This window comes from Pseudonocardia benzenivorans CB1190, from assembly GCF_000196675.2.
GTDB classification, from domain to species: domain Bacteria; phylum Actinomycetota; class Actinomycetes; order Mycobacteriales; family Pseudonocardiaceae; genus Pseudonocardia; species Pseudonocardia benzenivorans.
Genome location: NC_015312.1, coordinates 473,727 through 485,396 on the forward strand (window position 1 = coordinate 473,727; position 11,670 = coordinate 485,396).

Consider the following 11,670-nt stretch of genomic DNA (forward strand, 5'->3'; position numbering starts at 1 on the left):
GGCACGCTGCGCCAGCGGACGGACCCGATACGGGGCCTGGGCGTCGGCAGCGTCACAGCTCCGCCCCGCGATATCACCGCAGGTGGCGATGATCGGCCCAATTCGTCACCGTACGCTTGGGGCGTGGCGCGAGTGGTCGTTGACGTGATGCCCAAGCCCGAGATCCTGGACCCGCAGGGCCAGGCGGTGACGCGTGCGTTGGCCCGGATCGGCATTTCCGGGGTCGCCGACGTGCGCCAGGGCAAGCACTTCGAACTGGAGGTCGACGACGGCCTCGACGACGAGACGCTGCACCGGATCGCGGGCGACCTGCTGGCCAACCCGGTGATCGAGGACTGGACGGTGACCCGGGTATGAGCGGCGCGGGTATGCGCATCGGTGTGGTCACCTTCCCCGGCACGCTCGACGACGTCGACGCGGCCCGTGCGGCCCGGCGGGCGGGCGCCGAGGCCGTGGAGCTCTGGCACGGCGACCACGACCTGCGCGGCGTCGACGCCGTCGTGGTCCCGGGCGGCTTCTCCTACGGCGACTATCTGCGCGCGGGCGCGATCGCGAGCCAGGCGCCGATCATGCGGGAGGTCGTCGACGCGGCCGGGCGCGGGATGCCGGTGCTCGGCATCTGCAACGGTTTCCAGATCCTCTGCGAGGCGGGCCTGCTGCCGGGGGCGTTGGTGCGCAACGCCGGGCTGCACTTCGTCTGCCGCGACCAGGCGCTGCGCGTCGAGTCGACGTCGACGGCGTGGACCGGTGGGTTCACCGCGGGCCAGGAGATCGTCGTCCCGCTGAAGTCGGGCGAGGGGCGCTACGTCGCCGATGCCGCGACGCTCGCCGAGCTGGAGGCCGAGGGCCGGGTGGTGTTCCGCTACGTCGGCGGCGCGCCCAACGGCGCGATGGCCGACATCGCCGGGGTCGCGTCGGCCGACGGGAGGGTCGTCGGGCTGATGCCGCACCCCGAGCACGCCATCGACACCCTCACCGGGCCCACGACCGACGGGTTGGGGCTCTTCACGTCGGTCATCGGGGCGGCCGCGGCGGCCTGACCGGCGTCCCGGGTCGAGCCGAGCGGGACCTTCGGCTCTAGGCTGTCGCGACCGCACCATGCGCGACCACCGCCGGAGGAGGAGCACGATCACGTGACGCGCGTCCTTCCCGCCGAGACGGCCCGCCGGGTGCTGCTCGTCGAGGACGACCCGGGCGACGCGTTCCTGGTGCAGGAGCTGTTGTTCGAGGTCGATCCCGAGGTGGACCTCACGATCGCCGGGTCGTTGGCCGAGGTGCTGGAACGCGAGCTGTGGGCGGCCGCCGACTGCATCCTGCTCGACCTCAACACCCCGGGCACCACCGGTGGTCTCGACAGCCTGCGGCAGCTGTTGCGGGCCGACCCGAGCGCCGCGGTGTGCGTCCTCACCGGTCTCGACGACGAGCACCTCGGCATCGCGGCCGTCGGGATCGGGGCGCAGGACTACCTGGTCAAGGGCAAGGCCGACGGCGCGGTGCTGATCCGCGCGATCCGGTACGCCATCGAACGCAGGCGCGCCGAGGCCGGCCTGGTGCGCCTGCGCGAGGAGCAGCTGGCCGCGGCCGAGTCGGTCCGTCTGGAGCGCGGCCTGATGCCGACGCCGCTGCTCGCGGGCTCCGGCGTCGCGGCCAGGACGTTCTACCGGTCGGGCCGGACGCGTTCGGTCATCGGCGGCGACTTCTTCGACGCGGTGCGCGACCCGCGCGGCCGGGTGCACGCGATCGTCGGCGACGTCTGCGGCCACGGTCCCGACGAGGCGGCGCTCGGTGCGCTGCTGCGGGTGTCGTGGCGCGCGCTGGTGCTGGCGGGGGTCGACGAGTCGCAGGTGCTGCCGAACCTGCAGGAGGTGCTGGTCAGCGAGCGGCACGACGCCCGGCTGTTCACCACCGTCTGCACGGTCGCGATCGCCCCGAACGGCTCGGACAGCTCCGACGGTGCCGGCGGGGCGCTGGTCCGGTTGGCAGGGCACCCGCCGCCCGTCCTGCTCGGGCCGCCGCCGCGGACCGGCCCGCCGCCCGTCGGGCTGCCGCTGGGTATCGACTCGGCCGCGACGTGGCAGGCGGCCGAGATGTCGCTCGACGCGGGCTGGTCGCTGCTGCTCTACACCGACGGCCTCATCGAGGGCCGTGGTCCCGTCCCCGACGAGCCGTTGTGGGAGGAGGGGCTGCTGCGGCTGCTCGAGACCCACGCCGCGACCCCGCTCGACGAGCTGCCCGGCAGGCTCGTCGAGCTGGCCGAGGGCTTCAACGGCGGTCCACTCGCCGACGACGTCGCGATCCTGCTGCTGTCCGGGGAGCGCCTGTCGTGACGGACCCGAGGACCGACCCGGCGTCAGGCGCGACGACCGATCCGGCGACCGACCCTGTCGATGCCGGCTCCGCCCTGCCCCGCGGCGGCACCGCCCCGGCCCCGGACCCCGGCGCCCTCCGCAGGCGGCGGACGCGCCTCCGGGCGCCGCGGGTCACGATGCGGGTGGACCGGGACGCCCGGGTCGCCGAGCACAGGCGATGGCCGCTCGCACGCATCTTCGGCGCCGTGGCGCTGGTCGCGCTGGTGCTCGCGGTCATCGCGGCGATCATCGGCACGATCTCGCTGGTGCGGCTCAACGACGCCCGCGCCGACCTGCTCGACGAGATCGGCCCGGCCGTACGGGCCGGGCAGTCGTTGGAGACCGCACTCGTCGACCAGGAGACGGGCGTGCGCGGCTTCCAGCTCAGCGGCCGTGACGAGTCGTTGGCGCCGTACACGTCCGGGACGGCGGCCGAGCGCAACGCCGTGTCGATGATGCGGTCGCTCGATCCGGTGGTTCCCGGCCTCGGCGCGCACGTCGACGTGGTCGAGAACGCGGCCGCCGCGTGGCGGAGCGGGTACGCGGAGCCGACCATCGCGGCGGTCCGTGCCGGCGGGCCGGGCAACACCGTCGTCGCCGACGGCGGACGCAGCCTCTTCGATCCCGTCCGCGGGGCGACGGACGCCCTGCAGGCCGACCTCGAGCAGCAGCGCCTCGCGGCCAGGGAGCGGCTGGACACGGCCGCGCGGTTCGTGAGCGCGGTCGGGATCGTCGTCGCGGCCGTCGCCGTGTTGTTCCTGATCGCCACGGGGATCGTGCTGCGCCGGGCGGTGCTGCGGCCGATCTCGCGGCTCGCGGCCCAGGTCCGCGGTGTCGTCTCGGGCGACGTCAGCAACCGCGTCGAGAGCAGCGGGCCACGGGAGATCGTCATGCTCGGCGACGACGTCGAGGCGATGCGGGCGCACATCGTCCGCCAGCTCGACCGCGCCAGGGAGAGCGCCCAGCGGCTCGACGAGCAGACCCGCGACCTCGAACGCTCCAACCGCGACCTCGAGCAGTTCGCCTACGTCGCGAGCCACGACCTGCAGGAGCCGTTGCGCAAGGTCGCGAGCTTCTGCCAGCTGCTGCAGCGCCGCTACGGCGACAAGCTCGACGAGCGCGGCGACCAGTACATCGAGTTCGCCGTCGACGGCGCCCAGCGGATGCAGCGCCTGATCAACGACCTGCTGGCGTTCTCCCGCGTCGGCCGCACGACGGCCGGCTTCACGACGCTGAACCTGGCCGACGTCGTCGCGGCGGCAGCGGACCAGCAGGAGACACCCCGCGCCGAGGCCGGGGGCGAGATCGTCGTCGAGGGCGAGCTGCCGACGGTCCCGGGCGACCGCCAGCTGCTGGTGCAGCTGTTCGCCAACCTGATCGGCAACGCGATGAAGTTCCGCAGATCCGACGAGCCGCCCGTCGTGCGGATCAGTGCCGCACCGGCGGGCGAAGCCGCCGAGGGCTGGGAGATCGCGGTGTCCGACAACGGGATCGGCATCGAGCCCGAGTACGCGGACAAGGTCTTCGTGATCTTCCAACGGCTCCACGGACGGGACGTCTACACCGGGACGGGGATCGGCCTGGCACTCGCGAAGAAGATCGTCGAGTTCCACGGCGGGCGCATCTGGGTAGACACCGGCGCCCGGCCCGAACCGGGCACCACCATCCGGTTCACACTCGTCCCGCCGCGCCGCAGCGGATCCGAGAGCGCGGCCGGAACCGACGACACCGTGCCGGGCAGCGCCGGCCGGGAGGGAACCGCATGACAGACGACATCCGGGTCATCAACGTGCTGCTCGTCGAGGACGACCCCGGCGACGTGCTGATGACCAGGGAGGCGTTCGACGAGTACCTGCACAACCGGCTCGACGTCGTCACCGACGGTGCGGAAGCCCTGTCGTACCTGCGCAACGAGGGGCAGTACGCCGACGCCCCGCGCCCCGACCTGATCCTGCTGGATCTCAACCTGCCCCGGCGCGACGGCCGCGAGGTCCTGGCCGAGGTCAAGGCCGACCCCGGCCTGTCGGCGATCCCGGTGATCGTGCTGACGACGTCGCAGGCCGAGGAGGACGTGCTGCGCAGCTACCAGTTGCACGCCAACGCCTACGTCACCAAGCCGGTGGACTTCGACCGGTTCATCGACGCGATCAAGCAGATCGACCACTTCTTCGTCAGCGTCGTCCAGCTGCCCGGCGCTCGCGACTGAGGATCACCCGGTCGGGCACGCTCGTCGTCCCCGTCCCACGCCGCGTGCGCGCCTGGACTGCCGCGGCCGGACCAGGACGAGGAGGCGCGGTGGCGGGTCCTCGTGCCCGGTGGCCGATGGGCGTCGCGGCGGCACTGACGGCGGTGCTCGTGTGCGCGGACGTCGACGCGCTCAAGGTCACACGGCTGCGCAGGGCCGAGGCCGACATCGGCGAGGAGGGCTCGCCGACGTGGTCGGGCAGGCCGTCGTCGTCGACACGCGCAACCTCCTCGACCCGGCGGTCGTCGGTCTCGCCGGCTTCCGCTGGACCGGCCTGGGCGCGCGGCAGCCGGCCCTCCGGTGAGGCCCGTCTCGGTCGCCCCAGGTCGCGCGCGCACGTTGACTACCCTGGTGGCGTGACCGGGACCGTTCCCCAGCTGGACACCGTCGACTCCGTCGAGCGCGCCGCGGCGACCCCCGGGCAGCCGCAGCCCTATCGCGAGCTCGGCCTCAAGGACGACGAGTACGCCCGCATCCGGGACATCCTCGGCCGCCGCCCGACCGACGCGGAGCTGGCGATGTACTCGGTGATGTGGAGCGAGCACTGCTCGTACAAGTCGTCGAAGGTGCACCTGCGCTACTTCGGCGAGACCACCACCGACGAGATGCGCGCCAAGATGCTCGCGGGCATCGGCGAGAACGCGGGCGTCGTCGAGATCGGCGACGGCTGGGCCGTGACGTTCAAGGTGGAGTCGCACAACCACCCGTCGTACGTGGAGCCCTACCAGGGCGCGGCCACCGGCGTGGGCGGGATCGTCCGCGACATCATGGCGATGGGCGCCCGCCCGATCGCGGTGGCCGACCCGCTCCGCTTCGGCCCGGCCGACGCGCCCGACACGGCGCGCGTGCTGCCCGGCGTCGTGGCCGGCGTCGGTGGCTACGGCAACTGCCTCGGCCTGCCCAACGTCGGCGGTGAGGTGGTGTTCGACGCGAGCTACGCGGGGAACCCGCTGGTCAACGCGCTGTGTGTCGGCTCGATGCGGGTGGAGGACCTGCACCTCGCCTTCGCGTCGGGCACCGGTAACAAGATCATCCTGTTCGGCGCCCGCACGGGTCTCGACGGCATCGGCGGCGTCTCGGTGCTGGCCAGCGAGACGTTCGCGGGCGACGACGGCGGCGGCCGCAAGAAGCTCCCGAGCGTCCAGGTGGGCGACCCGTTCACCGAGAAGGTCCTGATCGAGTGCTGCCTGGAGCTGTTCCACGCGGGGCTCGTCGTCGGCATCCAGGACCTCGGCGGCGCGGGCTTGTCGTGCGCGACGAGCGAACTGGCGAGCGCGGGCGACGGCGGCATGGCCGTCGACCTCGACGCGGTGCCGCTGCGCGCCGAGGGCATGACGGCCGCGGAGATCCTCTCCAGCGAGTCGCAGGAGCGCATGTGCGCGGTCGTGCGGCCGGAGGACGTCGCGGCGTTCATGGCCGTCTGCGCCAAGTGGGACACCCTCGCGACCGTCATCGGCGAGGTCACCGAGGGCGACCGGCTGCGGATCACCCACCGCGGCGAGACCGTCGTCGACGTGCCGCCGCGGACCGTCGCCCACGACGGCCCGGTGTACGAGCGCCCCGTCGAGCGGTCCGCCACGCAGGACGCGCTGCTGGCCGACGGCCCCGAGCGGCTGCCCCGGCCCGCCGCGCCGACCGAGCTGCGGGCGGAGATCCTGCGGATGGCCGCGAGTCCGAACCTGTGCAGCCGGGCCTGGGTCACCGAGCAGTACGACCGCTATGTCCGCGGCAACACCGCGTCGGCCCAGCCGGCCGACACCGGCGTCGTGCGCGTCGACGAGGAGACCGGCCGCGGCATCGCCGTCTCCACCGACTGCAACGCCCGCTTCGCTGCGCTCGACCCCTACACCGGTGCCCAGCTCGCGCTCGCCGAGGCCTACCGCAACGTCGCCGTGTCGGGCGCGGTCCCGGCGGCGGTCACCAACTGCCTGAACTTCGGCTCGCCCGAGGACCCCCACGTCATGTGGCAGTTCTCGCAGGCCGTGCGCGGCCTGGCCGACGGCTGCGCCCAGCTGGGCATCCCCGTGACCGGCGGCAACGTCAGCTTCTACAACCAGACCGGCGACCGCGCCATCCTCCCGACGCCGGTGATCGGCGTGCTCGGGGTGCTCGACGACGTGGCCCGCCGCGTCCGCAGCGGCTTCACGGGCGACGGCGACGCGGTCGTCCTGCTCGGCGAGACCCGCGACGAGCTGGCCGGCAGCGAGTGGGCGCACGTCGTGCACGGCCACCTGGGCGGCCGGCCGCCCGTCGTCGACCTCGCGGCCGAGCAGCGGCTCGCCGCCCTGCTCGCGGCCGCGGCCACCGACGGGGTGCTCACCGGCTCGCACGACCTCTCCGACGGCGGGCTGGCGCAGGCGCTGGTCGAGGCGGTCCTCGTCGGCGGCCACGGCGCCGAGATCGACCTGCCCGACGAGCTGGACCCCTTCGTCGCACTGTTCTCCGAGTCGGCAGGCCGCGTGCTCGTCACGGTCGCCGACGGTGACGCCCTGCTGGCCCGGGCGGCCGAGGCCGGCGTACCGGCGCGGCGGATCGGCACGACCGGCGGCTCCGGCCTGCGGATCGGCACGCTCGCGCCGCTGGGCGCCGACGAGCTGCGCGAGGCGTGGGAGGGGACGCTGCCGGGGCTGTTCGGTGCCTGACGCGGTCGACCTCTGGCTGGACGGCGGCGACGCACCCGACCGCGCGACGCTCAAGGCGGCCGTCAAGGCCACATTGGCGAGCCTCGCCGAGCGCGCGCCCGGCCGCACCGTCGAGGTGCGGGTGCCGCCGTTCGGGGCCGTCCAGTGCGTGGCCGGTCCGCGGCACACCCGCGGGAACCCGCCCAACGTGATCGAGACCGACGCACGGACATGGCTCGCGCTCGCGCGGGGTACCCTGACCTGGCGTGATGCGGTTCACACGGGTGCAGTCTCGGCCTCCGGATCGCGGGCACCCGAGGTGGCGGCACTGCTCCCACTGCGCTGACGCGGAGTGACGCTCAGGTCACCTGGACGGATGATCCGCGACACCCACCGGTGGTCAAAAGCCCATCGGGGGCCGAAGATTGCGCGCGCGGAGTACGCGATCTCGCGGTCGTCCCGCGCTGGGCGACGGAGGTGACGGGCATGGTGGTGGCACGGCTGCCCGGCCCGCACGACCGCTCGTTCCCGGAACCACGCGGCCTGCGCCCGGTCGAACCGGTCGCCATCGGGGGACAGAGCGGTGACCCCGTCGCCAGCCTCGCCGAACGCTGGGCCGACCTGCTGCCCGCCCTCGGCCGCCCCACGCTCGCCCAGCTGCGGACGCTGTTGCGGCGGCTGTCCGCGGTCCTGCGCGCCGACCCCTTCTGGCCGCCCGCCGCCCGGCGGATCGGCGCGTCGTTCTACCACTGCGGCCCCGGGACCCGGCCGCTCGGCGCCGGCGGACCCTATCCCGAGGAGCTGCTCCCGCCGACGCTGGGGCTGCTGCGCAGCGACGCCCAGGCCATGATCGGCACCGCCGGGCCGGACGGCGTCCGCCGGCTGCTCGTCGCACTCGACCAGCTCGTCGCCGGCTACCTGGCCGCGGCCCGGGAGCGCGCCGAGAGCGAACGCCAGGACCTGCTGACCGCGACCCGGTGGCCGCCCGAGGACCTGCAACGGGTCCTGACCGACGGCGACCTGCACTACCGGGCGCTCTACCTGCGCGGCCGCGTCGGCATCGCGGTCGGCAGCCTCTCCGGCGACGTCATCGACGTCAACCCCGCGCTCTACCGGCTGCTCGGCGCCGACGTCCGCCCGGAGCTGCCGCACGCCGCGGCCGACTTCGTGCACCCCGACGACGTCGAGACGTTCGTCGAGGCCTACCACCGGGTCGCGTCGGACTCCGGTCCCGACAGCGCCGAGATCGACGTGCGGCTCGTCCGGCCCGACCGGCTCGTGGTCTGGGCCCGGCTCAGCACCACCCTCGTGCGCAACGACCGCGGCGAGCCCGACCGGATCCTCGCCGTCGTCCAGGACGTGTCCGAACGGCATCGGCTGCGCTCGCGGCTCGAGCTGGCCGCGACCCAGGACCGGCTCACCCGGCTGCCCAACCGGGCGTTCGCCGAGCAGCAGCTGCGGCAGGCATTCAGCCCGGGCGCGGCGCGGCGCGTCGGACTGTGCGCGGTCGACGTCGACGGCTTCCGGGCGGTCAACGACAGCCTCGGGCACGCGGTCGGCGACCGCCTGCTCTCGGCCGTCGCCGGGCGGCTGCAGATGGCCGCGGGCGACCATCTCGTCACCCGGACGGGCGGGGACGACTTCGCGGTCCTCGTCGTCGACACCGCCGGGCCCGACGACGTGAAGGTCCTCGCCGACCGGCTCCTCGACGCGTTCGGCCCCCCGTTCCAGCTCGGCGAGCGCTCGCTGACGGTCACGGCGAGCATCGGTGTCAGCGAGGCGCCGACGGCCACGACGGTGCCCGAGGAGCTCATGCGCGCCGCCGACGTCGCGCTGTCGTGGGCGCGGGCCCAGGGCGGTGGCCGGCGCGTCGCCTACGACCCCGAGCGCGACGCGGGCGAGGCCGCCCGGTTCACGCTGCTCGCGGGCCTGCCCGAGGCCGTGGAACGCGGCGAGTTCCGGCTCGCGTTCCAGCCGCTGGTCCGCCTCGCGAGCGGCAGGCTGTGCGGCACCGAGGCGCTCGTGCGCTGGCAGCACCCCGTCGAGGGGCTGCTCGGGCCGGGCCGGTTCATCGAGCTGGCCGAGCGCAGCGGCGCCATCGTCGCGCTCGGGGACTGGGTGCTCGGCGAGGCCTGCCGGCAGGCGGCGGCCTGGTACGCCGAGCTCGGCGAGCAGTCGCCCTACGTCAGCGTCAACGTCTCCCCGGTGCAGCTGGTCGCCCCGGGCTGGCTCGCCGGGGTGCGGAAGATGCTCGCGGAGTCCGGGCTCCCGGCCGAGAAGCTGCAGCTGGAGATCACCGAGCAGGCGGTGCTGGGCGACGAGGCCGTGGCGCTCGACGTCCTCGGCGCGCTGCGCAGCGAGGGCGTCCGGCTCGCCCTCGACGACTTCGGCACCGGCTGGTCCAGCCTCGCCTGGCTGCGCAGGCTCCCGGTGCACGCGCTCAAGATCGACGGCTCGTTCATCGACGGGCTGCGCCACCCCGACCCCGATCCCATGGACGAGAGCATCGTGCGCGCGCTCGTCGAGCTGGCCCACGCGCTCGGCCTGGAGGTCACCGCCGAGTGGGTGGAGACGCGCGTGCAGGCCGAGCGGCTGGAGCGGCTGGGCTGCGACCTCGGACAGGGTCGCTGGTTCGGTGACGCGGGTCCCGCGGCATGGGTTCCCGACCTCTCCCGGCGTACGATCGGTTAACGGTGTTGCCTGCCGTCAGCCGAGGAGAGTGTGTGCGTTGAGTTCCGTTCGGAACGAGCACCCTGCCCCCCACCCCGACTCCCACCAGCCCGACCCTGAGGGCGACGACGTCCCCCACGACGAATGTGGTGTCTTCGGCGTGTGGGCGCCCGGCGAGGAGGTGTCGAAGCTCGCCTACTACGGCCTGTTCGCCCTCCAGCACCGCGGCCAGGAGTCTGCGGGCATCGCGGTGTCCGACGGGCACCGGATGGTCGTCTTCAAGGACCTCGGCCTGGTCAGCCAGGTGTTCGACGAGCAGACGCTCTCGTCACTGCGCGGGCACCTCGCGGTCGGGCACAACCGCTACTCGACGACCGGGTCGAGCACCTGGGAGAACGCCCAGCCGACGTTCCGGACCACGGCCACCGGCAGCGGCGTCGCACTCGCCCACAACGGCAACCTCGTCAACACCGCCGAGCTGCGCGACGAGGTGAGTACCCGCGGGATCGACACGAACGCGGTCCGCGCGACCACCGACTCCGACCTCCTCTGCGAGCTGATGGCGGCCGACGCGGCCGACACCGGGCTCGAGGAGGCGGCGCTGCGCGTGCTGCCGCGGGTGCGCGGTGCGTTCTCCCTCGTCTTCGCCGACGAGCGCACGCTCTACGCCGCACGCGACCCGCACGGCGTCCGCCCGCTCGTGCTGGGCCGCCTCGAGCGCGGCTGGGTCGTCGCGAGCGAGACCGCGGCGCTCGACATCGTCGGCGCGTCGATGGTGCGCGAGGTCGAGCCGGGCGAGCTCATCGCCATCGACGCCGACGGGATGCGCAGCAGCCGGTTCGGCGTCCCCGAGCCCAAGGGCTGCGTCTTCGAGTACGTCTACATCGCGCGCCCGGACACGACGATCTCCGGCCGGTCGGTGCACGCCACCCGCGTCGAGATCGGCCGCAGGCTCGCCCAGGAGAGCCCCGTCGAGGCCGACCTGGTCATCCCGGTCCCGGAGTCGGGCACCCCGGCCGCGATCGGCTACGCCCAGGGCTCCGGCATCGCCTACGGGCAGGGCCTGGTCAAGAACTCCTACGTCGGCCGGACCTTCATCCAGCCGTCGCAGACCATCCGCCAGCTGGGCATCCGGCTCAAGCTCAACCCGCTGCGCGACGTCATCCGCGGCAAGCGGCTCGTCGTCGTCGACGACTCGATCGTGCGCGGCAACACCCAGCGCGCGCTGGTCCGGATGCTGCGCGAGGCCGGTGCCCTCGAGGTCCACGTCCGCATCGCGTCGCCGCCGGTGCGCTGGCCCTGCTTCTACGGGATCGACTTCGCGACCCGCGCCGAGCTGCTCGCGAGCGGCCTCGACGTCGAGGGCGTGCGCCGCTCGATCGGCGCCGACACCCTCGGCTACGTGTCCGTCGACAACATGGTCGCGGCCACCGAGCAGCCCCGCTCCCGGCTCTGCTGCGCCTGTTTCGACGGCGACTACCCGATCGCGCTGCCCGACGAGGCGCGCCTGGGCAAGCACCTGCTCGAGCAGCTCGCCGACGACGACGTCACCGCCGGGCTGTCGGCCGCGACGACGCCGTCGGACGATGCCGCGCCGCTCACCGTCGGCTACGGTGCGGCGGAGGCCCTGCGCAGGCCCTGACCGCCCGTCCCCGCGATCCGGGGGCGGCCGCGGGATGGTGACCCCGTCGCCCGGGGCTCGACCTCCCGGGCGTCGACCGGCCATGATGATCCGGTCGTGCGATCCCGGCCGCGGTCCGGTCCTGGCGACGGCGCCGCGCCCGAG

General features: G+C 74.0%; 9 protein-coding genes. All 9 read left to right on the forward strand.

Annotation, left to right across the window (positions count from 1 at the left end):
* The first annotated feature begins 123 nt into the window (after positions 1-123).
* Positions 124-357, forward strand: coding sequence for a phosphoribosylformylglycinamidine synthase subunit PurS (gene purS, locus PSED_RS02240; protein ID WP_013672642.1), 234 nt, complete (start codon positions 124-126; stop codon positions 355-357).
* Positions 354-1,040, forward strand: a complete 687-nt coding sequence (purQ, locus tag PSED_RS02245; RefSeq protein WP_013672643.1) for a phosphoribosylformylglycinamidine synthase subunit PurQ — start codon at positions 354-356, stop codon at positions 1,038-1,040. The genes purS and purQ overlap by 4 nt, the downstream gene beginning before the upstream one ends.
* A 93-nt stretch (positions 1,041-1,133) precedes the next feature.
* Positions 1,134-2,327, forward strand: coding sequence for a PP2C family protein-serine/threonine phosphatase (locus PSED_RS02250; protein WP_013672644.1), 1,194 nt, complete (start codon positions 1,134-1,136; stop codon positions 2,325-2,327).
* Positions 2,324-4,114 carry a sensor histidine kinase gene (locus PSED_RS02255; protein WP_013672645.1) on the forward strand — a complete coding sequence of 597 codons (1,791 nt, stop codon included), beginning with the start codon at positions 2,324-2,326 and terminating at the stop codon, positions 4,112-4,114. Before PSED_RS02250 ends, PSED_RS02255 begins: the two co-directional genes overlap by 4 nt.
* Complete coding sequence (locus tag PSED_RS02260) at positions 4,111-4,554, forward strand: response regulator (RefSeq protein ID WP_013672646.1); 444 nt, start codon at positions 4,111-4,113, stop codon at positions 4,552-4,554. The genes PSED_RS02255 and PSED_RS02260 overlap by 4 nt, the downstream gene beginning before the upstream one ends.
* Positions 4,555-4,949: 395 nt before the next feature.
* The gene (purL, locus tag PSED_RS02265) at positions 4,950-7,235 is read left to right on the forward strand and encodes a phosphoribosylformylglycinamidine synthase subunit PurL (protein WP_013672647.1); all 2,286 of its coding nucleotides are present in this window, start codon (positions 4,950-4,952) and stop codon (positions 7,233-7,235) included.
* Complete coding sequence (locus tag PSED_RS02270; RefSeq protein ID WP_013672648.1) at positions 7,228-7,560, forward strand: sterol carrier family protein; 333 nt, start codon at positions 7,228-7,230, stop codon at positions 7,558-7,560. Before purL ends, PSED_RS02270 begins: the two co-directional genes overlap by 8 nt.
* Positions 7,561-7,700: 140 nt before the next feature.
* Positions 7,701-9,905, forward strand: a complete 2,205-nt coding sequence (locus PSED_RS02275) for a putative bifunctional diguanylate cyclase/phosphodiesterase (RefSeq protein WP_013672649.1) — start codon at positions 7,701-7,703, stop codon at positions 9,903-9,905.
* A gap of 37 nt (positions 9,906-9,942) precedes the next feature.
* On the forward strand, positions 9,943-11,526 hold the full coding sequence (purF, locus tag PSED_RS02280) for an amidophosphoribosyltransferase (RefSeq protein ID WP_013672650.1): 1,584 nt from the start codon (positions 9,943-9,945) through the stop codon (positions 11,524-11,526).
* Positions 11,527-11,670 lie beyond the last annotated feature (144 nt).